This is a genomic window from uncultured Methylovirgula sp. (assembly GCF_947646745.1).
Lineage (GTDB): Bacteria > Pseudomonadota > Alphaproteobacteria > Rhizobiales > Beijerinckiaceae > Methylovirgula.
In genome coordinates, this window is the sequence record NZ_CANSHK010000007.1 from 45,224 (window position 1) to 68,813 (window position 23,590).

At 61.9% G+C, this 23,590-nt stretch carries 21 protein-coding genes and 1 tRNA gene; 13 read left to right on the forward strand and 9 right to left on the reverse strand.

Annotated features, from left to right (window positions below):
- The first annotated feature begins 500 nt into the window (after positions 1 to 500).
- Positions 501 to 574, forward strand: a tRNA-Gln gene (locus tag Q0025_RS03385).
- A gap of 884 nt (positions 575 to 1,458) precedes the next feature.
- On the opposite strand, the gene Q0025_RS03390 is transcribed toward Q0025_RS03385, so the two are convergent.
- The gene (locus Q0025_RS03390; RefSeq protein WP_297296021.1) at positions 1,459 to 1,689 is read right to left on the reverse strand and encodes a hypothetical protein; all 231 of its coding nucleotides are present in this window, start codon (positions 1,687 to 1,689) and stop codon (positions 1,459 to 1,461) included.
- A 270-nt stretch (positions 1,690 to 1,959) separates the two neighbouring features.
- Here Q0025_RS03390 and Q0025_RS03395 point away from each other — a divergent pair, with 270 nt between their 5' ends.
- The 10 genes from Q0025_RS03395 (at position 1,960) to Q0025_RS03440 (ending at position 11,041) form a co-directional block, all read left to right on the forward strand.
- Positions 1,960 to 2,463 (forward strand): ferritin-like domain-containing protein, encoded by a 504-nt coding sequence (locus tag Q0025_RS03395; protein WP_297296023.1) that lies wholly within the window; start codon positions 1,960 to 1,962, stop codon positions 2,461 to 2,463.
- Positions 2,464 to 2,661: 198 nt separating this feature from the next.
- The gene (locus Q0025_RS03400; protein ID WP_297296025.1) at positions 2,662 to 3,480 is read left to right on the forward strand and encodes a cytochrome c oxidase assembly protein; all 819 of its coding nucleotides are present in this window, start codon (positions 2,662 to 2,664) and stop codon (positions 3,478 to 3,480) included.
- Positions 3,477 to 4,430 carry a cytochrome c oxidase subunit II gene (coxB, locus tag Q0025_RS03405; protein WP_297296027.1) on the forward strand — a complete coding sequence of 318 codons (954 nt, stop codon included), beginning with the start codon at positions 3,477 to 3,479 and terminating at the stop codon, positions 4,428 to 4,430. The genes Q0025_RS03400 and coxB overlap by 4 nt, the downstream gene beginning before the upstream one ends.
- 10 nt (positions 4,431 to 4,440) lie before the next feature.
- Entirely contained in the window at positions 4,441 to 6,378 is a 1,938-nt protein-coding gene (gene ctaD / locus Q0025_RS03410; protein WP_297296029.1) for a cytochrome c oxidase subunit I, read from the forward strand.
- Positions 6,375 to 6,974, forward strand: coding sequence for a cytochrome c oxidase subunit 3 (locus tag Q0025_RS03415; protein WP_297296031.1), 600 nt, complete (start codon positions 6,375 to 6,377; stop codon positions 6,972 to 6,974). Before ctaD ends, Q0025_RS03415 begins: the two co-directional genes overlap by 4 nt.
- 5 nt (positions 6,975 to 6,979) lie before the next feature.
- A complete protein-coding gene (locus tag Q0025_RS03420; RefSeq protein ID WP_297296033.1) occupies positions 6,980 to 7,423 on the forward strand; it encodes a hypothetical protein in 444 nt (147 codons plus the stop codon).
- A 17-nt stretch (positions 7,424 to 7,440) separates the two neighbouring features.
- Positions 7,441 to 7,785, forward strand: coding sequence for a c-type cytochrome (locus Q0025_RS03425; protein WP_297296035.1), 345 nt, complete (start codon positions 7,441 to 7,443; stop codon positions 7,783 to 7,785).
- Positions 7,739 to 9,616: a methanol/ethanol family PQQ-dependent dehydrogenase gene (locus tag Q0025_RS03430; RefSeq protein ID WP_297296037.1), complete on the forward strand. Its 1,878-nt coding sequence runs from the start codon at positions 7,739 to 7,741 to the stop codon at positions 9,614 to 9,616. Before Q0025_RS03425 ends, Q0025_RS03430 begins: the two co-directional genes overlap by 47 nt.
- Positions 9,591 to 10,163, forward strand: a complete 573-nt coding sequence (locus Q0025_RS03435) for a c-type cytochrome (protein ID WP_297296039.1) — start codon at positions 9,591 to 9,593, stop codon at positions 10,161 to 10,163. The genes Q0025_RS03430 and Q0025_RS03435 overlap by 26 nt, the downstream gene beginning before the upstream one ends.
- Positions 10,160 to 11,041 carry a substrate-binding domain-containing protein gene (locus Q0025_RS03440; RefSeq protein WP_297296041.1) on the forward strand — a complete coding sequence of 294 codons (882 nt, stop codon included), beginning with the start codon at positions 10,160 to 10,162 and terminating at the stop codon, positions 11,039 to 11,041. Before Q0025_RS03435 ends, Q0025_RS03440 begins: the two co-directional genes overlap by 4 nt.
- Here Q0025_RS03440 and Q0025_RS03445 read toward each other — a convergent pair.
- A complete protein-coding gene (locus Q0025_RS03445) occupies positions 11,002 to 12,291 on the reverse strand; it encodes an MFS transporter (protein WP_297296043.1) in 1,290 nt (429 codons plus the stop codon). The two genes, Q0025_RS03440 and Q0025_RS03445, sit on opposite strands and share 40 nt — an antisense overlap.
- Positions 12,292 to 12,402: 111 nt before the next feature.
- On the opposite strand from Q0025_RS03445, the gene Q0025_RS03450 reads away from it, so the two are divergent.
- Positions 12,403 to 12,993, forward strand: coding sequence for an NAD(P)H-dependent oxidoreductase (locus Q0025_RS03450; protein WP_297296045.1), 591 nt, complete (start codon positions 12,403 to 12,405; stop codon positions 12,991 to 12,993).
- A 10-nt stretch (positions 12,994 to 13,003) separates the two neighbouring features.
- Here the strand turns inward: Q0025_RS03450 and egtD are convergent, their stop codons facing one another.
- The 5 genes from egtD to Q0025_RS03475 form a co-directional block, all read right to left on the reverse strand.
- On the reverse strand, positions 13,004 to 13,957 hold the full coding sequence (egtD, locus tag Q0025_RS03455; RefSeq protein ID WP_297296047.1) for an L-histidine N(alpha)-methyltransferase: 954 nt from the start codon (positions 13,955 to 13,957) through the stop codon (positions 13,004 to 13,006).
- Positions 13,957 to 15,234: an ergothioneine biosynthesis protein EgtB gene (gene egtB, locus Q0025_RS03460; protein WP_297296049.1), complete on the reverse strand. Its 1,278-nt coding sequence runs from the start codon at positions 15,232 to 15,234 to the stop codon at positions 13,957 to 13,959. The genes egtD and egtB overlap by 1 nt, the downstream gene beginning before the upstream one ends.
- A gap of 410 nt (positions 15,235 to 15,644) precedes the next feature.
- Entirely contained in the window at positions 15,645 to 16,091 is a 447-nt protein-coding gene (locus Q0025_RS03465) for a PilZ domain-containing protein (protein ID WP_297296051.1), read from the reverse strand.
- A 199-nt stretch (positions 16,092 to 16,290) separates the two neighbouring features.
- Positions 16,291 to 17,907 (reverse strand): PEP/pyruvate-binding domain-containing protein, encoded by a 1,617-nt coding sequence (locus tag Q0025_RS03470; protein ID WP_297296053.1) that lies wholly within the window; start codon positions 17,905 to 17,907, stop codon positions 16,291 to 16,293.
- An 11-nt stretch (positions 17,908 to 17,918) separates the two neighbouring features.
- Positions 17,919 to 19,841: a hypothetical protein gene (locus tag Q0025_RS03475; RefSeq protein WP_297296055.1), complete on the reverse strand. Its 1,923-nt coding sequence runs from the start codon at positions 19,839 to 19,841 to the stop codon at positions 17,919 to 17,921.
- A 128-nt stretch (positions 19,842 to 19,969) separates the two neighbouring features.
- Between Q0025_RS03475 and Q0025_RS03480 the strand changes: the two genes are divergently transcribed.
- Positions 19,970 to 20,419: a host attachment protein gene (locus Q0025_RS03480; RefSeq protein WP_297296057.1), complete on the forward strand. Its 450-nt coding sequence runs from the start codon at positions 19,970 to 19,972 to the stop codon at positions 20,417 to 20,419.
- Positions 20,420 to 20,513: 94 nt separating this feature from the next.
- On the opposite strand, the gene Q0025_RS03485 is transcribed toward Q0025_RS03480, so the two are convergent.
- Together Q0025_RS03485 and Q0025_RS03490 are read right to left on the reverse strand one after the other, a co-directional pair.
- Positions 20,514 to 21,842: a nitrate/sulfonate/bicarbonate ABC transporter ATP-binding protein gene (locus tag Q0025_RS03485; protein WP_297296059.1), complete on the reverse strand. Its 1,329-nt coding sequence runs from the start codon at positions 21,840 to 21,842 to the stop codon at positions 20,514 to 20,516.
- Positions 21,843 to 21,853: 11 nt separating this feature from the next.
- Complete coding sequence (locus Q0025_RS03490) at positions 21,854 to 23,542, reverse strand: ABC transporter permease subunit (RefSeq protein ID WP_297296094.1); 1,689 nt, start codon at positions 23,540 to 23,542, stop codon at positions 21,854 to 21,856.
- Positions 23,543 to 23,590 lie beyond the last annotated feature (48 nt).

The window sequence follows — 23,590 nt, forward strand, 5'->3', positions numbered from 1 at the left end:
TGCCGCGTGGAGTCGAACGCTAAACCGCGACCGGAGAGGCGCGGACCTGCCCGGACCGCCGGCTGCTATCGATGCCGAGGCTCGACATGCTCCAGAGCGCCGCGCTTTATTGTCTTCGCGCCTTCGAACCCCACCGTTACGCTCCTCACCGCTTCGTGAAACTGGGCATGTGACGGAGGGCGGCTTTGGCCTCCGCGCGGCGCGAGGGCGATCACTGCGAGCAAATTGTGAGAAAGGGTCGCACGCGCTGAAAGAGGCGGCCTTTCCGCCGTCCCGCCCCATTGCCACGACGTCCCCGAAAGGCCCGACGCCTGTCTGGTCAACCCGGCCGACGACCGCCGCGGCCCGAACCCCATTGAAGTTGGCGCTTGCCAAGACGCTCCAAACCATTCTAGAAGCGCCTCCCAAACAGGGCACGAGCGGGGATTCTAAAACACCCGGCCTTGGTCTCGGACCCATTGCCAACCGCCTCTTAAAGTATTGATCTGAGACGGTTTTGATGGGGGATAGTTCAATGGTAGAACAGCGGACTCTGACTCCGTTAATCTTGGTTCGAATCCAGGTCCCCCAGCCAGTTGATTTTGCTGGATAATCCGCATCCATGGCCGCCATTTGGCGGCTTTTTCGTGCCGCTCACGGCGCTGCGCGATTCATGCCGACGCCGCGGCAGATAGGTCTCCCACGGACCGGAGAATTTGCGCGTCCTTCCCCAAAATGAAAGAGCCGGCGAGAATCGCCGGCCCGGTCGTTGATGTTTCTAACGCTGATGGCAATCAGCGGAAGCAGCGCAGGTTCCCATTGGGCATGCGAACGGCCGGATGGCCGGTATGCCTTAAGCACCAGGCTTGATTTTGACCACCCCAAACGCAGTAGCCCCACGCATTGCGGTGGCGGTTCGGGCCGCAGCCACCGAGGGCAAACGCTGACGACAAGCTGGTAAAAAGGACCACAATGCCAAGCAACACAATCCCGAGCGTTTTCATAAGGAGCTCCCCTTGATGCGCGACTATGGCGAATCGCGGCCCTATCATGTACTTCACCTGAGCGCTTCGGTATAGCCACGCTGCATCCGGTCATGGCATTGCCGAGCCCTGTCCGACGCAAACGATGACGATCAGATGACGATCGCGACAATTGAATCGAATTTTTTGAATCGAATTTTTTGTTGCAATAACGGTCTTGCGGCAGCCCCGCTCGGATGACGCCGTTTCGCTTCGAGCGACTTTGTTTTCGAACGACTTCGTTTGGAGCTTGGGGCCGCACCTGTGGTCGCAGCGGGCAAAGGGCAAAAGCGATTCTGAGCGAATCCATCGGATTGGCGCAGGGTAACGACAATCCGATGGTTTTAACACCGATGGTTTTAAGTCCGATAGTTTAGCGCCCGATGGTTTGGCGCCGATTGTCTTTCAGACAGTGATCCTTGGCGCCGATCGCAGTGAGCGCCTCGATCATAACCGACTAACGGACCAATCCATTGCAGTCCTTCACGCTGTCGAGCGATTTGTTGGCCTCTTCGAGCGAGGAATAGTTCTTGTCGCTCAAGACTTGCATACCCGGATATCCGCCGGGTGACGCGACCACGGCCGAGCAATTTCCGACCGTATCCTTGACGACTGTATATTGGTCGGCTGCCAAGGCCGGCGTCATCGCCGCACCCACGAGCAATGCGGTCATTATCAACCTTTTCATTGATTTCTCCCTGCTGTGCGAGCCTCTGCGGGGCTCTGCGGGCAGAACTAGGGTCATCGGCGATGGCTTGTAGAGTCTTGAAGGCCGATCAAGAAATTTTGTTACGTCCGATCGCAAGACCGGCGCTCGCCGCTGCGCTCGATCGGTTCACGCGCCCACGCTGACGCTCAACTCTCTTCATGTTCGGAACGCCTTGCCGCTGGAAGCAGTTGGCTGACCACTGGCGCACCCGCGCCGGGCGTAACGTCAACTAGGCCAGGAGAAGGCACCATGGGTCTCTTCACCAAAGACATAAAAGACATGGACGATCTCTTCGTCCATCAACTCAAGGACATCTATTACGCAGAGAACCGCATTGTCGCGACCCTGCCGAAGATGATCGAAAAAGCGACAACGCCGGGGCTGAAACAGGGCTTCATGACCCATCTCACCGAAACGAAGAATCAGATCCAGCGGCTCGACCAGGTCTTCGATCTGCATGGCGTCTCGCCGGAATCGGTGAAATGTCCGGCGATCGATGGAATCATCAAGGAAGCAGACGAGGTTGCCGCCGAGATCGACGACAAGAAGGTTCTCGACGCGGCCTTGATCGCCGCGGCGCAAGCGGTCGAGCATTACGAAATCACCCGCTACGGCACGCTGATCGCGTGGGCGAAGGAACTCGGCGCTGACGAATGCGTCGATCTTCTTGAGCAGACCCTGGAAGAAGAGCGCGCCACAGACCAAAAGCTCACCATGCTCGCCGAGAGCCAAGTCAACAGCGCCGCGGCGTAAACCGAAGCAGAAAGCCCGGGTCGCCGCCCGGGCTTTTTTTATCTGGCGTTACCGGCTTCGTCTGGCACGAGACGGGTTGGCCGAAATCGTTCACGCGAATGGGAACGACAGCCATCCGCCTGGTGAAACTTTCCCTGCACACCCGAGTTTGGGGCACGGCGGACCAAACGGTTGATACGCGGGTGTGGAGATAAGACGATGGCTTCGGCGGATGTGCCAATTCCTTATTGCGGCCTTCCCCCTGCGCCAGACACGCTTTGGTCGCGCTGGAACCTCGATCCCATCCTGATTGCGTGTCTGCTCGTCTGCGCAGCCGCTTATGCCTTTGGCAATGCCAAAGCAGCACGGGCCGGACAGCACATGCCCCTGTGGCGCCAGGCGACCTTCTACCTCGGCTGGATAATCGCTGCGGCGGCGCTGATCTCGCCGCTTTGCCCGCTTTCCGTATCGCTCTTTGCAGCCCGCGTCGGCCAGCACATGATCCTGACGCTGATCGCGGCGCCGCTCGTTGCGGCGGGGCGACCCTTCGCGCTCGCGGCATCGCTGTGGCATCGGTCGATGACGCGGCAGACCGCAATCGCCCCACTCTGCGCCAGTGCCATGTTCGCGGCGCTGATCTGGTTCTGGCACGCGCCGGCGCCTTATGCCGAGACTTTCCGCAGCACCCTCGTCTACTGGTCGATGCACGTTACCGTCTTCGGTGCGGCGCTGTGGCTATGGACGAGCCTGATCGATGCATCGCCGGCGCAGGCGGGACGCGTCGTTGTCGCCGGCCTGATCTCGACGGTGCAGATGGGCTTTCTCGGTGCGCTCATCACCTTCGCGCCGCGGCCGCTTTATACGCCGCATCTTCTGACGACGGTCGCCTGGGGCCTGACGCCGCTGCAGGATCAGCAGCTCGGCGGCGCCATCATGTGGGTGCCGGGGTGCATTATCTTCTTCATCATCTCGATGCTGATCCTCTGGAACGACATTGTCCGGGCTGAACTCATTCCCGCAAAGGCGGTGTCGCGGTGACGCCACTGTCCTATCTCAGCGGCTTTGGCATCAAGGCCTATCCGGTCACGGCCCTGACGTGGGGGCTGCTGATTATTTCCGTTTCCGTCGTCGTCATCGTCACGACGCTGGTCTTATGGGGCGTTCTGGCGCGGCGGCAGCCGGAACAGAGCATCGGCGATGTCGCGGTCGAGCGCCGCGGCACGGGCCTCGGTTGGCTTGGCCTCGGGGTTGGTATTTCAGCCGTCCTGCTCCTGATCTCTGTCGTCTGGACGATGGCGGTCCTCGCCAAAGTCAGCGCGCCGCCGCCCGGGTCGAACCCGTTGACGATCGAAGTCACCGGCCAGCAATGGTGGTGGAAGGCGCGTTATCTGAACGCGGATCCAAGCAAGGTTCTCACTACCGCCGACGAATTCCATATTCCGGTCGGGCGACCGGTCCGCGTCAAGCTGATCGGCGCAGACGTGATCCATTCGTTCTGGGTGCCGGCGCTGACGGGCAAGACGGAAACAATTCCTGGCCAGACCAACGTCACCTGGCTCGAGGCCGATAAGCCCGGGCGCTACCGCGGCCAATGCACCGAATATTGCGGCCAGCAGCACGCCCATATGGCGCTCTTCGTCATTGCAGAATCGCCGGCGGCGTTCGACAAATGGCTGCAAGACCAGTTGAAATCCGCGCCGGCCCCCGCCTCGCCCGCGCTCGTGCAAGACCAGCAGGTTTTCGTCCAACATTGCGGCGAATGCCACACCGTGCGCGGCAGCATGGCCGGCGGCTCGGTCGCGCCCGATCTCACCCATCTCATGAGCCGCACGACTTTGGCGGCGGGCACATTGCCGAATACGCCCGGCGCACTCGCCGGCTGGATCGCCGATCCGCAAGGGCAAAAGCCCGGCACCAAAATGCCCAACCTTTACCTGTCGGGCCAGGAACTCACCGCCGTCACCACGTATCTCCAGACGCTGAAATGAGGCCGGCGCTATGACCTTCGAACGCGTCCCCGTCACCGGCACCGCTTCGCCGGCCTTTCGCGAGAGGCTTGAGAAAATCTGGGAAACGGAACCCGGCATCCTCGGCTGGATCTCGACCGTCGATCATAAGGAGATCGGCATCCGCTACATCGTCACCGCCTTCATCTTCCTGGCGCTTGGCGGCATCGAGGCCTTGATCATGCGCGTGCAACTCGCGCGGCCCAACGAAAGCCTGCTGACGCCGGAGCAATACGATCAGCTCTTTTCGACACATGGCATGACGATGATCTTCCTTTATGCCATGCCGATTCTCTCCGGTTTCTCGAACTATCTGTGGCCGCTTCTTTTGGGCGCACGCGACATGGCGTTTCCGCGCGTCAACGCCCTCTCCTACTGGCTTTACGTCGCATCGGGCATCTTCATGTACACCGGCTTCGCCATGGGAGCCGGTCCGAACGACGGCTGGTTCAACTACGTTCCTTACGCGAACAAGGAATATAATCCCGGCCTCAACATGGACTTCTATGCCTTGGGAATGATCTTCCTTGGCATTTCGACGACGGTCGGTGCCGTCAATTTCGTCGTCACCTTTTTGCGTCTGCGCGCGCCCGGCATGTCGATCAACCGCGTGCCAATCATGATCTGGGGCACGCTGACCGCATCGGCGGCGAATATTCTCGTCATTCCGAGCGTCAGCCTCGCGTTCTTCCTGCTCTGGCTCGATCGCAATTTCGGCACCCACTTCTTCGACGTCGCCAAGGGCGGCCAGCCGCTGCTCTGGCAGCATCTCTTCTGGATGTTCGCGCATCCGTGGGTGTACGCGATCGTCCTGCCCGCGATGGGCATGGTATCTGATGCGCTGCCGGTCTTCTGCCGCCGGCCGCTTGTCGGTTATACGGCGGTCGTGCTCTCTACCTTGGCGACGATGACGCTCGGCTTCGGCGTCTGGGTGCATCATATGTTCGCGACCGGCCTGCCGACGCTGGCGCTTTCGTTCTTCAGCGGCGTCTCGATCATCATCGCCATCCCCAGCGCAGTCGCGGTTTTCGCCTGGACCTTGACGATCTGGCTCGGACGCCCGGTCATTACCACCGCCTTTCTGTTCTTTGCCAGCATGATCGTGCTCTTTGTCATCGGCGGCGTCAGCGGCTTCATGACCGGATCGGTTCCGGTCGATTGGCAATTGACCGACACCTATTTCGTTGTCGCGCACATCCATTACGTGCTGATCGGCATCAATTTGTTTCCGGTTTTGGGCGGCCTCTATTTCTGGTTTCCGAAATTCACCGGCAAGCTGCTCGACGAGAAGCTCGGCATGGCGAGCTTCTGGACCAGTTTCATCGGCTTCAACGTCGCCTTCCTGCCGATGCACTTGACCGGTCTGCTCGGCATGCCGCGCCGCGTTTATACCTATCAAGCGCATATGGGCTGGGACACGCTCAACATGATCACCAGCATCGGCGCCTTCATCTTCGCCGTCGGCGTGCTGCTGACGTTCGTCAACGTCATCGCGAGCTTGCGCCGGGGCCGCGCCGCCGGTCCCAATCCCTGGGATGCCCCGACGCTGGAATGGTCGGTCCCGTCGCCGCCGCCGCCTTACAATTTTGCTGTCCTGCCAACGGTCGCAAGCCGCCATCCGTTGTGGGAGCGACGCCTCGGCGAAACCGACGCCTCCTCTCTCGAAGCGGGGATGATCCTCGACCATGACCGCGAAACGATCGGCACGACGGCACTCGACAGTGAGCCGGACGTGATCCTGAAAATGCCGTTCGACAGTCCGGCGCCCTTCATTCTCACGCTCGGTGTGTCGGCTATTTTCGCGGGCCTCGTGGTGCCGTGGCATTTGTGGCCGCTGACTGCCGTCGGCTGCATCGTGACCGTTGCCGCCATCCTCATCTGGCTTTGGCCGGAGCCGGTGCTTGGCCAAACCGTGGAGCCCGCCCCATGAGCGAGACAACGGCCCTCGACCGCACCCTGCCGGTCGGCAGCGTCGATCATCGCGCCTCCGGCTGGTACGGGATGCTTTGCGTCATCGCGACGGAAGGCGCCCTCTTCGGCTATCTGCTGTTCAGCTACTTCTACGCCGCGGTGCAATTGCCGCCGACATGGAGCCCGGAGCCGCATCCCTCTCTCGCTTACGCGCTGCCGGCGACGATCATCATGCTGCTCAGCAGCGCCGCGCTCTGGCTCGCACAGCGCGGCCTCTATCGCGGCGCCGGGTTCGAGCATCGCCTCGGCCTTATCATCGGCCTCGTGCTCGGGTTGATCTTCATCGCGATCGAGCTTCTCGAATGGAAGAGCAAGCCCTTCTCGCTCACAGACAGCCTCTATAGCTCGCTTTATTTCACGACCACCGGCCTGGATCTGCTGCATCTTTGCGTCGGCCTCATCGGCGTCGCCGCGGTCCTTGCCTGGTCGCTGCTTGGCTATGTCGATCTGCGGCGCGACGCGCCGACGGTCATCATTGCCGCCTATTGGCATTTCGTGACCGCGGTTTGGATCGCGATCTTCATCGTCTTCTACGTATCTCCATATCTCAGGTGAGCGCGATGCAAGACAGCGACCCGCTTCTAACCGTTCCGCACCCGGCTCCGCGTCGTGGCACTATTTCCACGGCCCTGCTGTTTCTCGGGCTCTTCGCCGGGCCTGTTGTCTGGGGACTGCAGCTCGTCATCAATTTCGCGCTGGCCTCGCATGCCTGCTTTCCCGATGGGGCGCCGCTGGCCGCTCCCGCCTGGCATTCGGCATGGGGAGTCATCTTGCTGCTCAACCTGTTCGCGGCCGTTGTCGCACTCGCCGGCGCCGCGCTCTCCTATCAGCATTGGCAGGCAACACGCATGGAGCACCACGGCGACGCGAGCCATGCGATCGAAGCCGGCGAAGGCCGCACGCGCTTTCTCGCACTCTGGGGCGTCATGACGGGCTTGGGTTTCCTCGCCGCCATTCTGTTCAACACGATCGCCTTGTTCATGGTGCCGCAATGCGCCGGTTAGGAGCCGCGCTCATTCTGATGCCGGCAGCACTCGGCCTTGGCGGCTGCGATGTCTGGCAAAGCACGGCCGCGCCGGTGACGTTCGGCAATTCGCGCCATGGCGCGCAATTGATCGCCAGATCCGGTTGCGGCACGTGCCACGAGATTCCCGGCATCTCCGGGGCCGACGGTCACGTCGGACCGCCCCTCGATCACATGGCCGAGCGCACCATGATCGCGGGATTTCTGCCGAACACGCCCGACAATATGCGCGCCTGGATCAAGGACCCCCAGGCGATCGTTCCGGGCAACGCAATGCCGAATATGGAGTTGAAGGATGATGAGGCCAAAGACATCGCCGCCTATCTCTATACGCTGCGCTAAGCGCGTGGCGGGTTACGGCATCGCTGCGCTTCTCGGCGCGACGGCTCTCTTGAGCCTCTCGAGCGCGGCGTCTGCGCAAAATCCGGCGCCCGCGGCCGGCGACCTGCCGAAAGCGCCAGCTTCGGCCGTTCCGCCCGACGACGGCCAATGGACCATGCCGACGAAGAATGACGCGGCGACGCGCTATTCGACGCTCGACCAGATCAATGCCGACAACGTCAAGAATCTGCGCGTCGAATTCACCTTCTCGACCGGCACGCTGCATGGCGAGGAGGCTGCGCCGATCGTCGCCAACAATACGATGTATATCGTCACCCCCTACCCAAATTGGGTCTATGCGCTCGATTTGACGAAGCCCGGCGCACCGATCAAGTGGAAGTATGAGCCTCCGCCGATTGCGGCCGCGCAGGGCGTCGCCTGTTGCGATACGGTCAATCGCGGCGGCGTCTTCTGGCATAATAAGTTCTACTTCAACACGCTCGACGGCCGCACGATCGCTCTCGACGTGAACACCGGCAAACCCGTCTGGATCACCCAGCTTGGTGACATCAGCAAGGGCGAGAGCATCACCATGGCGCCCTTCCTGGTGAAGGACAAAGTGATGGTTGGCGTTTCGGGCGGCGAATTCGGCGTCCGCGGCTGGACGACGGCGCTCGATGCCAACAGCGGCAAGATCGTTTGGAAGGCGTTCCACACCGGCCCTGACAAGGACGTGCTGATCGGGCCGGATTTCCATCCGTTCTATGCCTCGGATCGGGGCAAAGATCTCGGCGTGACGACCTGGCCGCCGGATGCCTGGAAGATCGGCGGCGGCTCGAACTGGGGCTGGATGGCCTATGATCCCGATCTCAATCTCCTTTACGAGGAAGCCGCTAATCCTGGCCCGTGGAACCAGGAGCAGCGCCCCGGCGACAACAAATGGACCGACGGGATTTTCGCGCGCGATCCCGATACCGGCGCGGCGAAATGGTATTATCAATATAATCCGCACGACGAGCACGATTACGACGGCATCAACGAGATCATTCTGCTCGACGTGCCGATCGACGGTAAAATCCGCAAGGTGCTGATGCACCCGGATCGCAACGGCTATCTCTATATGCTCGACCGCGCGACCGGCGAGATCGTCTCCGCGCATCCCTATGGTTATGTCAATTCGATCAAATCGATCGACATGAAGACCGGCCGGCCGGTGGTCAATCCCGCCAAGAACACAAAGGTCGGAACGATCGTGCATGACATCTGCCCCACCGCTTCGGGCGCGAAGGACTGGGAGCCTTCGTCCTTCTCGCCGCAGACCGGCTATCTCTATATTCCACACGAAAACCTCTGCATGGATTGGGAAAACGTGCAGGCGAACTATATCGCCGGCACGCCCTATGTCGGCGCGAATGTGGTGATGAAACCCGGTCCCGGCGGGTTCCGCGGCGAAGTCAGTGCCTGGAATGTCGAGACCGGCAAGCCGGCTTGGCAGATCAAAGAAGATCTCCCCGCTTGGAGCGGCACGCTCGCGACCGCCGGCAATCTCGTTTTCTATGGAACGATGGACGGCTGGTTCAAAGCCGTCGACGCCAAGACCGGCGCGCTCAAATGGAGGTTCAAGACGGGCTCGGGAATTATCGGCCAGCCGATTGCCTACCGCGGCCCTGACGGCCGCGAATATGTCGCCATCCTTTCCGGCGTCGGCGGCTGGTCGGGCGCCATCGTGCCTGGGAATCTCGACCCGCGCGATCCGACCGGCGCTCTGGGCTTCGTCGGCGCGATGGCCGATCTGAAGCAGAGAACCGCAGCAGGAGGAATGCTCTATGTCTTCGCACTACCGCCATCTTGAGGGCATGATCCTGCTCATCGTGCTGCTCGGCGCGGCGCTTGTGGTTGCCCGCTGCAATCGTGCGCGGGCCGATCCCAACCAGAGCCAGCCTGCGGCGCAAGCGCGACCGCAAGGCAGCGTGCTGAACGTGCCGGTTTCGGGCCTTTTCCCAAACGGGCAAAAAGAGCCGCCGGCCGATCCGCTCGGCAAGCAATATGAGGGCAATCCGCAGGCCATCGCCGTCGGCGCGAAATTGTTCGATTGGTACAATTGCTCCGGCTGCCATTTCCATGGCGCGGGCGGAATCGGGCCGGCCTTCAACGATTCGGTTTGGCTTTATGGCGGCCGCATCGATCAGATTTACGCCTCGATCTATCAAGGCCGACCCAACGGCATGCCGATGTGGGGCAATATCCTGCCATCATCGGCCATCTGGCAGCTTGCGGCCTATGTGAAATCGCTGGAGACGAATGCCGCGAAGGAAGCCATTCCGACGAAGCCCGATGCGGCGGCGCCGGGCCCCGCATCGCTCGAAACCGATCCGCAAGAAGGCGCGCCGTCGCCATGAGACCTGGTGGCGTCGCGCTCGCCCTTCTGGGCCTCATCTTCGGCGCGACGACGGCGGCGCAAGCGGCCGAGCTGCGCGTCTGCGCCGACCCCAACAACCTGCCGTTCTCGAACGCCAAGGGCGAAGGCTTCGAGAATAAGATCGTCGCGCTCGTCGCCAAGGATATGAACGCGACAGTCGTCTACACGTGGTGGGCGCAACGGCGCGGCTATGTGCGGAACACGTTGAAATCGGGCCTGTGTGATCTATGGCCTGGGGTCGCCACGGCCGTCGATATGCTGGCGACGTCGCGGCCCTATTACCGATCGAGCTATGTCTTTGTCACCCGGGCCGATCGGCATATCCGGATCACCTCCTACGACGACCCGCAGCTTCGCAAGCTGAAGATCGGCGTTCAGATGGTCGGCAACGACGCGATGAATACGCCGCCGGCGCATGCGCTGGCGCGGCGCGGCATTATCGACAATGTGCGCGGTTACATGCTCTACGGCGATTATCAGAAGCCCAACCCGCCCGCCGCTATCATGGATGCGGTGGCCAAGGGCGATATCGATGTCGCAGTGGTGTGGGGGCCGCTCGCGGGCTATTTCGCGACCAAGGAACCTGCGGCGCTGACCCTGACGCAGGTCACGCCGGCCGTCGATGGCGCGCAATGGCCGATGCAATTCGATATTTCCATGGGGATGCGCCGGCACGAGCCGGAATTCAAGGAGAAGATCGAGGCCATTCTCGAAAACGAGCGGCCGCGGATCGATGCGATCCTCGCGCGCTATCATGTGCCGCGCACGGATATGCGCGCGACGATCTCCTCCGCAGCCTTGACAGGCGATGCGGCGCATCATTCCGACGGCAAAATCCTGTCGCGCGTGGCGAAATGATAGACGAGCGCGCAAGCAATCGAGATCGCACCGGCCAAAACGAAGGACGGTAGGAACGAACGGCTCGATTGCACCAGGGCGCCGGTCACGTAGGGCGCGAGCGCGCCGCCGATCGAGCCGCCCACGTTCTGAATGGCCTCGAGCGTCGCAACCGTATTCGGCGGCGCGATCACGGCAGCCAGAGCCCAGCCGCAGCTGGACGAGACATTCGCCGCGAAAAGGCCGCAGGCCATCAGGCCGATCGCCACGGAAACATTGCCCGTGTAAGACCCGGCAACCGTAAAGACGCCCGCGGCCAATAATCCGGCGATCGTCGGGATCCGGCACGCGGCGGCCGCATCGATGCCGCGCTTTTCGAGCCCATTGGCGATGAACCCGCCGGAAAGCGCGCCGAGAAACCCCGCGCCGAGCGGGATCGACGCCCAGACGCCGGCGTCCGCGATAGTTTGATGCCTGGCGCTTTCCAGATAGGCGGGCAGCCATGTGGCATAGAGCCAGGAAATGTAGACGACGCCGAAAAAGCCGAAAAACATCCCCCAGGAGGTGGGAAAGCGCAGCAGCCAGGCGGCTTGCCGGAAACCGACATGAGCGACGTTGGCGACATCTTGGCGGCGGATCTCCTGCAGATCGACGGCGGGAATGCCGGCCGTCTCCGGGGCGCGATAAAGCAGCGCCCACAGAACGGCGATCGCAAAGCCGGCGAGGCCGGCAATCAGAAACATCGTCCGCCAGCCGAACATCAGCATCAGCCAGGTCAGCAGCGGCGGCGCCAGCGCTGGGGCAAGCCCCGACGATGAATTGAAAATCGCGATCGGCAGCGCCCGCTGGTCGAGCGCGAACCAGTCCGTGCAGACGCGCGAGCCGCCGATATACATTGGCGATTCGCCGAGCCCTAGCGCGACGCGCGCGACGATGAATTGACCGAACGAGCGAACGAAGGTCGCGGCGATCTGTGCAAGCGACCACAGCGCGAGACCCACCCCCAATGTCCGGCGAGGTCCAAATCGATCGATCAATGTTCCTGCCGGAATTTGCGCCAAGCCGTAGCTCCACGCGAAGGCCGAGAGCAAGACGCCGAGTTGACCATAAGAGAGGTGCAGCTCCTGATGGATCTTAGGCTCGGCGACAGCGACAGCCGCGCGATCGAGGTAATTCACGCACCCCGCTCCAACGAGCAGGATCACGGCGGTCGCGCGCAGACGCCGCGTCGCGGCCGAATAGGAAAAAGGCATGCGTGAAGAATTGGACAAGGCGGGCTATTCTCGGCTGGAACGATCAAACAGGCGTTTTTACGGATGCAATCATAACGGCGGATGATAGGGTCGTGCCCGCGCGGCTGCTAAATCCTTGTGAGCGGAAACATGTCAGATCGCATACTTGTTTTCTACGGTTCTTATCGCAGCGACCGCTTGGGCATCAGGCTCGCCAATTACATCCTGCGAGGCTTGCGCTGGCGCGGGGCTGCGGCCGAACTCATCGACGCCAAGGACGTCGGTCTGCCTATGCTCGACAGGATGTACAAGGAATATCCCAAAGGCGGCGCGCCGGCGGCGCTGGAGGTGCTTGCGGAGAAGATTCGCAACGCCGACGCATTCGTTTTCATCACCGGCGAATATAATTGGGGCCCGCAGCCCGGACTCAAAAACCTGACCGACCATTTTCTCGAAGAATGGTTTTGGCGGCCCGCGGCGATCGCAAGCTATTCGGCCGGGCGCTTCTCTGGAGTACGCTCGGGAACGATTTGGCACGGCATCCTTTCGGAGATGGGCATGATTGTCGTCTCGAGCACGCTGGCCGTCGGGCCGATCGCGCAGACGCTCGATGTCGACGCTTCGCCGATCGGCGATGGCGGCAAGGCGCTGGAACAAAGCTTCCCCCGTTTCGCCGACGATCTCGCCTGGTGGACCGAGGCGGCGCGTGAGCAACGCAAGCGGCGCGCGCCGCCTTATTGATGGGCGCCACTCATTCGGCGCTCAGGCCGAACAAGGCGAAGCGGCGCTGCGGGTCGGTCCAGATCGCCCTATCCCGCCAGCCGCTCCGCATCGCAAAGTCCGAAAAGCTCTCGATGGAATACTTCCGTGAGCTTTCCGTATGGATCGTCTCGCCGCGCCGGAAGGCAAACGACCGGCCCGCGACCGCCGCGACCTGCTCTTTCAGACTTACGAGATGCATTTCGATCGCGGATTCGCTCTCATTCCAGCGCGCCTCGTGGACGAATTGATCAAGCGCGAACTTGCCCGACAGCTCCCGGTTGATCCGTGCCAAAAGATTGAGGTTGAAAGCCGCCGTCACACCGTGCCGGTCGTCATAGGCGGCGATGAGGGTCGAAACATCCTTTTTAAGGTCCGCGCCGATGATCGCCCGTCCGCCGCCTCCGACGTGGTGACGCATCCGCTCGAGAAAGGCCAAGGTTTCGTCCGCATCGAGATTGCCGATCGTCGATCCGGGAAAGAAGGCGATGCGGCGCTCTGAAGGCACATGTGATGGGATATCAAAATCGGACGTGAAATCGGCCGCGATCGGGTGAACCGGCAAGCCCGGGAAGCGGCGGCGGATCCGCGCCGCGGTCTGTTCGAGAAAATCGGCGGCGATATCGATCGGCGCATAGAGCTGCGGCGCGTCGAGAGCATCGAGCACGATCTCGGTCTTCAATCCGGCGCCCGCGCCATATTCGAGCAGCACGGCATCGCGTCCGCAGAACGCCGCGATTTGCGCCGCATCATCCTTCAAGATCGCCGTCTCGGTCCGCGTCGGATAATATTCATCGAGCTGCGTGATCGCCTCGAAGAGCGCGCAACCGCGGTCATCATAGAGCCAGCGGCTCGGCAGGGTTTTCTGCGGACGGCTCAGCCCCGCCCATACGTCGGCGCGAAAGGCATCGGCCTGGCGTGTTTTGACATCGACGCGTTCGAGCATCAGGCGTCCTCCGCCAGCCGCAAGCCTGAAAATTGCCAGCGTGCATCTGGCGGAAAGAAGTTGCGATAGGTCGGCCGCATATGGCTCTCCGGCGTCGCGCAGGAGCCGCCACGCAGCACGAACTGGCCGCACATGAATTTGCCATTGTATTCGCCGACCGCGCCTTCAGCCGGGCGGAAGCGCGGATAGGGTGAAAAGGCGCTGCGCGTCCATTCCCAGACATCGCCGTACATCTGCCGCACGCCGCTCGCGGGTAGCGGCGCGGGGCGCGGCCGCAAGCGTCCCGAATCGAGCAAATTTCCAGCTTGCGGCAGATCGCGCGCCGCATATTCCCATTCGAATTCGCTCGGCAAGCGTCGTCCCGCCCAAGTCGCGAAAGCGTCTGCCTCGAAATAGCTGACGTGGCAAACGGGCGCCGCGGGATCGACCGGCTGCGCCCCGCGCAGGGTCATTGTCCAATAGTCCGCCCCGCCGCGATCTTCCCAATAGAGGGGCATGGTCCAACCTTCCGATTGACGCTTGGCCCAGCCTTCGGAAAGCCAGATCAGCGGGTTGCGATAACCGCCATCGGCGATGAATTCGATCCATTCCTTGTTGGTGACGAGCCGATCGGCAAGCCGGAAGGGCTCTATGAAAACCTTGTGCCGAGGCCCTTCGCAATCGAAAGCAAATCCTTCGCCGTCATGTCCCACCTCGACGAGGCCGCCTGCGAAAGCCTCGAAGGTGAGCGTATCGGAACCATTCGGTTCCACCGGCAACGGCTCCGCGCTCGTGTAAGCCGGGCGCAAAGGATTCTGCGCAAACAAATGCAGAATGTCGGTCAGAAGCAGTTCTTGATGCTGCTGCTCGTGATGACAGCCAAGTTCGACGAGTTCGCGCGCCGCCGCTGCCGGACGACTTTCCAAAAGCCGCGTAACGCCCGCATCGACATGGTCACGATAGCGCCGGACGTCGTCAAGGCTCGGGCGCGTGATGAGGCCGCGCTTTGGTCTCGGCTGGCGATCGCCGATCGAATTGTAATAGGAATTGAAGAGGAAATTGAATGCCGCATCGAAACATCGATAGTTTGGCAGAAAAGGAACGAGCACCATGGTCTCGAAGAACCATGTCGTATGCGCCAGATGCCATTTCGCCGGACTCGCGTCCGGCATTGACTGGGCCGTCGCATCGGCGTCCGACAATTTTCGGGTAAGCGTCCGGCTCGTCTCGCGAACCGAGCGATAGAACGAGAGAAGCTGAGACGGCTGCAAGCGGGAACGAAATAATGCGGCGCTCATTCAGCGTCTCCCTCCTTACGTCTTGCCCCCGTCATTTAGGACGAAGGCGCTTGAAGACAAGCCTTAGGCAACCGACTTCCGCCTGCCTGACGGCGCGGCGCCGATCGGAACGGCATCGAAAAGACGGAACGTGCTCGGCTCGTTTCGGGCTGGCGAACGGGAATTCGCTTGAAAATCCAACGCGAGCGATAAGCTCAAGCCAGATCCCGCCCGATTTATTACGCTCCCATTTTTCCGATGTTACGCGGCCATGGAAATTTTTTCGGAGCATCGATGTCGTCGAAGCGCAAACGCTACCCACGCCTGAAGGGGTGTTTCGCCAAGGCGACAGATAAAGAGCCGCTCGAGCCGGCGGCCGATCTATTTCTACAACTTCTATCGAAATAGCGGGCGACCGGCTTCCGCGTCACTCAATGCAAGGCCGAGGAGATGGTCTGGAAGACATCGGATAGTTTCGAACCGACGGTTCGAATTTCGTAGGTGGCAATCAACGCGCTCATCGCACCGAGCAGAGCATATTCGACGACGACACCAGCGGTCTGATCGGCCCACATGCTATAGAGATTGCCCAGCGGGGTCGATGGAAGCGACACGACATTGCCCGGCTCGACCACGAATGCGAAACCGCACGCCTCCTCGGTGCGCCAGATCAGACGCATCGGCAGACGCTGTTTCGTCTTCTTGACGTGAAGATAGGTTTCATAGGGCAGCGCGACGGTGTTCGGCATCGTCAACCGGATTCCCGATCGGCTGGCATTTCGAATCAAGCCATCGAGCATCGAATAGCCGCTGTTGAATTCGACACTCGCGCCCAGATAAGTCCGTTGTCGCGGATGTGCACGGCGTTCGACGAGCATGATCCCCTCCACAGCCTCTCAACCCCGTTAAGAGTCTTAACCGCGCCGCGAAAACGCTGGCAATCGTAAGCAATCATTAACCTAAACAACGTCACCGGCCGGCTTTATGCTTGTTGTAAAAGGTGTTTCCGCCGCTCGCATATCGGTAAAGCGCTGGGCTTCACGCCGATTTGAAGCGGCGGAGGTTTGGCATCGGCATTTATGCCTTGGATGCGGCGGCGGCCGCCTCGCCGCGCGACGCGGCCGCGTGCTTCCAGCGGGCGATTTCTTCCAGTTCGGACGTCGATTGTTCGACGACGACTTTACCCTGCCCCATATAAATGGCGCCGGTCTCACCATCGATCGAAAGCCAATCGCCCTCGTGAATGTCGCGGCCCGCGATCTGCGCCGCGCGGCCCGCCGGATCGACCGTCAGTTTCGCACAGCCGACAATGCAGGGTTTGCCCAATTGGCGCGCGACGAGCGCCGCATGGGCGGTACGGCCGCCGACCGCTGCGACAATGCCCGCGCCGGCATCAAAGCCCCGCACATCGGCGGTGTTGATATTGGGCCGAAGCAGGATAACCGGATCGCCGCCGGCTGCGAGCCGTGCCGCGCTCGTCGAATCGAACGCTACACGGCCCGTTGCAACGCCCGCCGCGGCACCGATCCCTTGCGCGATCGGCGCGTCAATTCCGACGAGCCTTTTCTTGGCGAGATGCGACAGATCGATCCCCTCGAGGCGCCGCAAGGCTTCGGCGGGCGTGATCAGTCCGTCTTTGACGAAGTCAATTGCAAAGCGAACCGCAGCCTGCGGGGTCCGCTTTGCCGCGCGCGTCTGCAGCAGCCATAATTTTCCGTTTTCGATGGTGAATTCGACATCCTGAACGTCGACGAATTCGCGCTCAAGCCGTTTGAGCGCGGCACGGAGTTCTTGATCGATAGCCGGATGAAAACGCGCGATGGCTGCCTCCGTCTCCGGATTGCGCCGGCCGGAGACGACGTCTTCGCCCTGCGACGCGAAGAGCACGTCGATGACCGGTTCGCTACCACCGGTCGAGGGATTGCGCGAGAAGGCGACGCCGGCGCCGGAGCGGGCATTATAATTGCCGAACACCATGGCCTGGACGGTGACCGCCGTTCCTTGCAGGCTCTCAAGCTGCTCCATCTTGCGATAAGCGCGGGCGCGGTCGCTCATCCAGGAGAGATAGACGGCCTCCGCCGCCGCCTTCAGATCATCGCGCGGATCATCTGCGCCGGGGCCCCGCTCCCGCTCGACGATCTGCTGATCGCCCGCGGCAAGCCGCTCCAGGGCTTCGCAATCCAGGTCCTGCTCCTGCGCGACGCCTTCGGCCGACATCAGCGAAGCGAGCGGCGCGGTGAAGGCTGCGGATTCGATTCCAAACACGACGCTGCCGCAGCTTTCGAGAAAACGCCGCCGGCAATCATAAGCGAAATGCGGATTTCCGGTCATGCGGATCAGACCACGCACGGCGTCCGGGACGCAGCCAACGTTCAAGACCGTGTCCAACATTCCGGGCATCGACCGCGCCGCGCCGGAGCGCACCGAGACGAGCAAGGGCCGGCGCCGGTCGCCGAAAATCCGCCCGGTCGCGCATTCGAGAAATTTGATGCCCTCGTCGAGGCCGTCCGCCATTTTCTTCTTCGCGTCCGGTTCGCCTCTCGTGATCGCGGCGCAAAGTTCGATGGGAAGGATGAAGGCCGGTGGAACCGGAAGCCCCAGCGCCGCCATATGCGCAAGATTGGCTGCCTTGGCGCCGGCACTATCCGCCGGATAGAGCTTTGCCGACCCATCGCCGATGCACAGAATGGTCATGACACTTGCCGTCAGTTCGAGACGTCGGCGAGAATATGATCTCGCAGCGAATGGCCGAAGCGCGCCAACTGGTCGGTCGCGCGTTCCAACGGATGCGCGACGCTCAGGATTGAAAGGCTGGTCTTCAGATCGTAGCTGCCGGTGAGGACCTTGGTCGTCGTCGCCCGCTCCGCGGCATCGCCGCGGTGCTCGGCCTCGATCAATTGCATGACCGCCGCGAGCGCATCCTCGAAATCGATGCGCTGGCCTTCCGGAATTTCGGCGGCGGCCGCGGTGCCGATGACGGCCGATTCCGTGCCCGCGATCACGATGTCGCAGAGTTCGAGCAGGCTATCGAGAAGGTCCGGCGCGGCGCCCACGGGAATGAGCGTCGCGATAAAAGCCGCTTCTTCCAATTCATCGATCGCCTGCTCGATCAAATCGACGAGACGCGCAAGGCCGTGATCGATGCCCATGTGCGCAATCCTGCTGCGCGCCTCCAGAGCGATCCGATCCGCCTTTTCCTCGATGCGCCTTGCGCGCGACGCTATGGCCGCGCTGTCCAGGCTTTGCCCGCCGCGCCGGCTGGCAAGCAATTGTGCAATCGCGGCGGCGATCTCGCGCGCGAGCCCCGCCTGACGGATGACGACCGCAAGAAGGCTCGTATCGGCCCGCTCCAAATGCACGACGAGCGCCTCTTCAATGCGGGCTTTCGCCAACCGGTCCGAATTTCCGTGCAGCAGAGCCTCGGCCGAAAAGCGCAGCACGGCTTTGAGAAAATCGACCGCCGCCTCGCGCCCGAGCGCCTCTTCCAGCCGCTCGCCAAAACCGATCCGCGCCGCTGCAGCATGGCGGACGGCCGAAGTCACGAGGCCGGCGCCGCCAAGCTCCAAAAACGCACGATGGCCAAAGCGCCGACTCGCGGCCCAATCGAGGATCCGGATCGCATCGCCGCCGCTGACGAATTCGCGCAACACCTTGCGCGCCTTGTTCCAATCGATCAGGAAGACGAGCGAGGCACCGAGCGCTTCGAGAAAGGCGTCGCGCGCTTCGGCACCTTGATAGGCAAAGCGGCCCGTGACGAGATAGAAAGCTTCGTCTTCATGCAGCTTTGCCGTCGTCTTATCGGCCAGCCCGCTCCACTGGACGGAAAAATGACGCAAGAGGCCGGTGAAGAATTTGGCGCGGGCATGATGAACGTCGGTATAGGTGACAGTGACGGCATCACTTTCGACGCCGATCACGACGACATGGGCGTCGGTCTCGCCAATATCGTCTTGAATTGTGAAATGCGTGCCGGCGCGCATCGCCATTGCAGCAAGGCCCGGGTGGCCAAACTTCAACGCCCTCGTGGCTTCGACCCCGCGCATGAAGGCTTCGACGGCATGCTTATCGTCGTCCGTTAGGCCGTAGCTGCGCGCCCCAGCGACCCATTCTTGCGCATGCGCCGCGGCGAGCGCGTTGAGGGCGCGATGCAGATCCATGATCAGCCGGTGCAGGCTGTCATCGGCCTCGATCGCGGTGAGCTTGGCGACCTGCGCGGCGGCGAGATCATCGGCGGCGCCGAGCGGAACCGCGGCCTTTAAGCCGTCGAGCCGCGCCTGGCAGCGGTCAGCGGATGGCGCATCGCCGGCACGCACCGCGCGCAGCATCGCCGCCATGTCGTCCCAGATCGCCGCGCCGAGCGTTGCAAGCCCGGTCGCGGCAATCGTCTCGCCACTGGACGAGAGACGCGCCGACCTCACCAAAGTTTGCAGTGGAGACGGATCAAGCCCCGCCGCCCGGCATTCCTCGGTCAGATCGAAACCCACCTGCGGGTCGCGCGCATGGCGGGCCGCGGCCTGCAGGACGCTAAGGCGGGCTTTCACCCGATCGTTCGCCGCCAACCCATCGACGACGAGCTGCGGCAGCAGCAAATCGGCTTGGCCAAGCCATTCGACGATCTCCGACTTCATAGCCCCTCGCAGCCAGATCAGACGCTTTCATCCTGTCTGACGAACAATATATTTCTTTGACATAGGGCAAATTCGGTTCGATCGATTCCTGCCATAGACTGGTGCTTGGTCAGATAGCGAGGAAATCAATGGGAACGCTCAAGATACCGTATGGAAGCTTGGTGCTGGTCTGCGATGGTCAAAAAGCTTTGTTGCTTCAAAACGCAGGCGACGCCGAACAGCTCGACCTCAGAGCGGTCGAGAGTCTTTCCGAGCCTCATCCCAAGACCTCGGAACTTGGAACGGATGCGCCCGGGCGCTCCTTCCAATCGCATGAGACGGGCCGCAGCAGTGTCGAGGCAACTGATCTGCATGCCCAAGAAGAGGCCGCGTTCCTGCGCAGGATCACCCAGCAGATCGATGCTGTCGTGAGCGAGCATAAGGTGAAGCATATCGTCCTCGTCGCACCGCCCAGGGCGCTGGGGCTGATCCGCGCAAGCCTGACACCGGCGGCACGCGCCTTGATCCTTGCGGAAGTGCACAAAGACCTGACGCATTTGCCTATCGGGACGATCGAAGAACATTTGACCGGCGAATGAATCTCGCAGCGGCGGCGTTGCGGATGGCCCGGGCCGGCGGTTGCGGCTTCGGCGTCACCCTAGCGCTGCCGTGATTTTACCCTCTTCGCAGCCGTTACCGTGACGCGGCCGAATCTTCCAGGGTAAACCGAAGATTCAGCGTGTCGTAGGAAAAGCAATCGGCATAACGGCCCCAGCCGATAACGGCATTGAGTGTGCGCTCGGCATCTTTTGTACTGAGATGATCCTCAAGCTCGGCGACGAAACGGCTGCGCGGCGCCAGATGTCCGGGCCTTTCGTCGAGCACGCGGCGAATATGCGCAGCGAGCGGAATTGTACGCAGCAAATGTTCGCCGAAGAGGCGCTTGCGTTCCGCCATGTCGGCCTCAGCGAGCGCCCGCCCGGCATTGCTGAGATGCAGGGAGCCATCGTGCAGTTCCGCAAAGCCCATCATCTGACTGATTTCAGCGAGATGAAACAGATCGACCCCGCCAAGGTGCAGGCGCTCGGCCAGCGCCGGTAAATCCGCGTCGCCCTTAAACGGAGGCGATGCCAAAACATCCGTCATGCCGACGATGCTTATGGCCGATACGATCGGCAGATTTGTCGCAAGGCTGGCGAGTGCCGCCGGCGGCTGAATGACGTTCGACGGGGGCGGCCCGGCCGTCATCCGCTCATAGATATCATCGACCAGATCGCGAAATTCGCTGCTCAGGCGCTGCCGTGGTCGGGCCAAGGGGACATCGAGCACCGCCGCGACACGGCCGGGATTGGACGCCAGAATGAGAATGCGGTCGGCCATAAAGACCGCTTCCTCGATGTTGTGGGTGACGAGGAGGACCGATTTGATCGGCAGCCGCTCCTCCATCCAGAGGTCGATGAAGTCGCTGCGCAAGGTTTCCCCCGTCAGCACGTCGAGCGCCGAAAAGGGTTCGTCCATCAAAAGAACCGTCGGATCGACGACCATGGCCCGGGCGAAGCCGACACGCTGGCGCATGCCGCCGGAGAGCTCGCGCGGATAGGCATTCTCAAATCCATCGAGGCCGATCAGTTCGATCGCCGCGAGCGCGCGGGCGCGCGCATCCTTCTCCGAGACCCCGCGCGCATCGAGACCCGCCTCTACATTTTGCAAAACTGTGAGCCAGGGAAACAGGGCGAAGGTCTGAAAGACCATGGCGATTCCATCCGCCGGCCCCGCGACCGCCGCGCCGTGATAAAGCACCTCGCCACTCTCCGGCGGCACGAGCCCCGAGACGATCCGCAGCAGCGTCGATTTTCCGCAACCTGAGCGGCCAAGCAGCGCGACGATCTCGCCGTCGTGCAAAGCGAGGTTGATGTCGTCAAGAACGAGAAGCGGTTCGCCGGACGGACGCGCGTAGGTTTGACGAATGTGACGAAGCTCGAGTTCGACTTCGGCGGTCCCGGTTTCCGCATTCGCACGCATGGCGCCTCCTCTCAGTCCAGGCGGAAGCGCCGCTCGCCGAGCGCATAAAGCGGGCGCCACAACAGACGATTGAACAATACGACAAAGGCCGACATCGCGGCGATGCCGAGAACGATGCGCGGATAATCGCCCGCCGCCGTCGCACGGCTGATATAAGCGCCAAGCCCGTGCGCATAGAGCTGATGATGTCCCCAGGCGGCGACTTCGGCAATGATGCTCGCATTCCAGGCGCCGCCCGAGGCTGTGATCGCGCCCGTGACGTAATAAGGAAATATCCCGGGCAGCATGACGACACGCCACCATTGCCAATCACGGAAACGAAAGGTTTTTGCGGCCTCCAGCAGATCGGTCGGGAATGCCGTGGCGCCCGCGATGACATTGAAAAGAATGTACCATTGCGTGCCGAGAATCATCAGCGGCGTGAGCCAAATGTCGGCATTGAGCCCAAACCGCACGATCGGGATCACGAAGAACGGGAACAAAAGATTGGCCGGGAAAGCCGCGAAAAATTGCGCGACGGGCTGAACCCGTTCGGCGAGTTTCGGCCGCAGACCGATCATGACACCGAGCGGCACCCAAACGAATGAGGCGAGCGTGATCAAAACGACCACGCGCAACAACGTGATCGATCCCAGGCGCAAGACCGTGACGAGATCGCCCCGCCCGGTCCCACCCGCGACATAACGGACGATGACGACGGCGATCCAGACCGCCGCGGCCGCAACCGACGCATACCAGATGACGTCGATCAGCCGCGAAAGCTTTGTCCCGGCCAATGTGCGCCCCGTATCGGGCCTTAGATTAAGAAAGCGGACGCGGAGCAGCCCGTGCAGGCAGCGCGTGACCGGCCGCGTCGCAAGCGCGATCAGGCGGGAATGGCGGAGCGATTGTAAAAACCACGAATGCGGAACGCTTTGCGCCGCAGTCTGTTCGACGCGGAATCTGTCAGCCCAGACGACCAGCGGACGGAAGAGCAGTTGATCATAGGCGACGATCACGACCGTCATCGCCGCAATGGCCCAGACGATAGCAGAAAAATTCTCTTGCTGAATCGCGAGCGCAACATAAGAGCCGATGCCGGGTAGAGCGATTTGCTGCCTGTCGGCGGTGATGGCCTCCGAGGCAACGACAAAAAACCAGCCACCCGACATACTCATCATCATGTTCCAGACGAGGCCGGGAACGGCGAAGGGAAATTCAAGCCGCCAGAAGCGCTGCCAGGCGGAGAAGCGGAAGGCACGGCTTGCCTCGTCGAGGTCGCCCGGAATGGTCCGCAAAGCCTGGTAGAAGCTGAACGCCATATTCCAAGCCTGGCTCGTGAAGATGGCGAAGATCGAGGCAAGCTCGAGCCCCAGCACCCAATGCGGTGCGAGCTTTACAAAGAACGTGACGGTGAACGACAAATAGCCGAGGACCGGCACGGATTGCAGAATGTCGAGCAGCGGCAGAAGCACGATTTCCGCACGCCGGCTCTTTGCCGCGAATGTGCCATAGACGAATGTAAACAGAAGCGACGCCGCCATGGCCGCAAGCATTCGCAGCACCGTCCGTACCGCATAATCGGGCAGCAAAGCCGGATCGAGCGAAATTGCCTTGAGACTCGCAACCGGCGCGAAGGTCTCGCGGATTCCGAAGCCGAAAATGACGGCGACGGCCACGACGATGGCGACGGCGAGGAGCCCGGCAGGATCAGCGAGCATGCCGCCGCGCGGCGCCGCGCGCGCGGACCGCGCAGGCGGACCATAGGG

Excerpts from the sequence above, each read along its gene's own strand:
- Q0025_RS03440 (WP_297296041.1), top strand. The coding sequence starts at position 10,160 with ATGAGACCTGGTGGCGTCGCGCTCGCCCTTCTGGGCCTCATCTTCGGC.
- Q0025_RS03480 (WP_297296057.1), top strand. The coding sequence starts at position 19,970 with ATGGGAACGCTCAAGATACCGTATGGAAGCTTGGTGCTGGTCTGCGAT.
- egtD (WP_297296047.1), bottom strand. The coding sequence starts at position 13,957 with ATGCTCGAACGCGTCGATGTCAAAACACGCCAGGCCGATGCCTTTCGC.
- Q0025_RS03400 (WP_297296025.1), top strand. The coding sequence starts at position 2,662 with ATGGCTTCGGCGGATGTGCCAATTCCTTATTGCGGCCTTCCCCCTGCG.
- egtB (WP_297296049.1), bottom strand. The coding sequence starts at position 15,234 with ATGAGCGCCGCATTATTTCGTTCCCGCTTGCAGCCGTCTCAGCTTCTC.
- Q0025_RS03435 (WP_297296039.1), top strand. The coding sequence starts at position 9,591 with ATGTCTTCGCACTACCGCCATCTTGAGGGCATGATCCTGCTCATCGTG.
- Q0025_RS03465 (WP_297296051.1), bottom strand. The coding sequence starts at position 16,091 with ATGCTCGTCGAACGCCGTGCACATCCGCGACAACGGACTTATCTGGGC.
- Q0025_RS03475 (WP_297296055.1), bottom strand. The coding sequence starts at position 19,841 with ATGAAGTCGGAGATCGTCGAATGGCTTGGCCAAGCCGATTTGCTGCTG.
- Q0025_RS03395 (WP_297296023.1), top strand. The coding sequence starts at position 1,960 with ATGGGTCTCTTCACCAAAGACATAAAAGACATGGACGATCTCTTCGTC.
- Q0025_RS03490 (WP_297296094.1), bottom strand. The coding sequence starts at position 23,542 with ATGCTCGCTGATCCTGCCGGGCTCCTCGCCGTCGCCATCGTCGTGGCC.
- ctaD (WP_297296029.1), top strand. The coding sequence starts at position 4,441 with ATGACCTTCGAACGCGTCCCCGTCACCGGCACCGCTTCGCCGGCCTTT.
- Q0025_RS03485 (WP_297296059.1), bottom strand. The coding sequence starts at position 21,842 with ATGCGTGCGAATGCGGAAACCGGGACCGCCGAAGTCGAACTCGAGCTT.
- Q0025_RS03420 (WP_297296033.1), top strand. The coding sequence starts at position 6,980 with ATGCAAGACAGCGACCCGCTTCTAACCGTTCCGCACCCGGCTCCGCGT.
- Q0025_RS03415 (WP_297296031.1), top strand. The coding sequence starts at position 6,375 with ATGAGCGAGACAACGGCCCTCGACCGCACCCTGCCGGTCGGCAGCGTC.
- Q0025_RS03450 (WP_297296045.1), top strand. The coding sequence starts at position 12,403 with ATGTCAGATCGCATACTTGTTTTCTACGGTTCTTATCGCAGCGACCGC.
- Q0025_RS03425 (WP_297296035.1), top strand. The coding sequence starts at position 7,441 with ATGCCGGCAGCACTCGGCCTTGGCGGCTGCGATGTCTGGCAAAGCACG.
- Q0025_RS03430 (WP_297296037.1), top strand. The coding sequence starts at position 7,739 with ATGATGAGGCCAAAGACATCGCCGCCTATCTCTATACGCTGCGCTAAG.
- Q0025_RS03470 (WP_297296053.1), bottom strand. The coding sequence starts at position 17,907 with ATGACCATTCTGTGCATCGGCGATGGGTCGGCAAAGCTCTATCCGGCG.
- Q0025_RS03390 (WP_297296021.1), bottom strand. The coding sequence starts at position 1,689 with ATGAAAAGGTTGATAATGACCGCATTGCTCGTGGGTGCGGCGATGACG.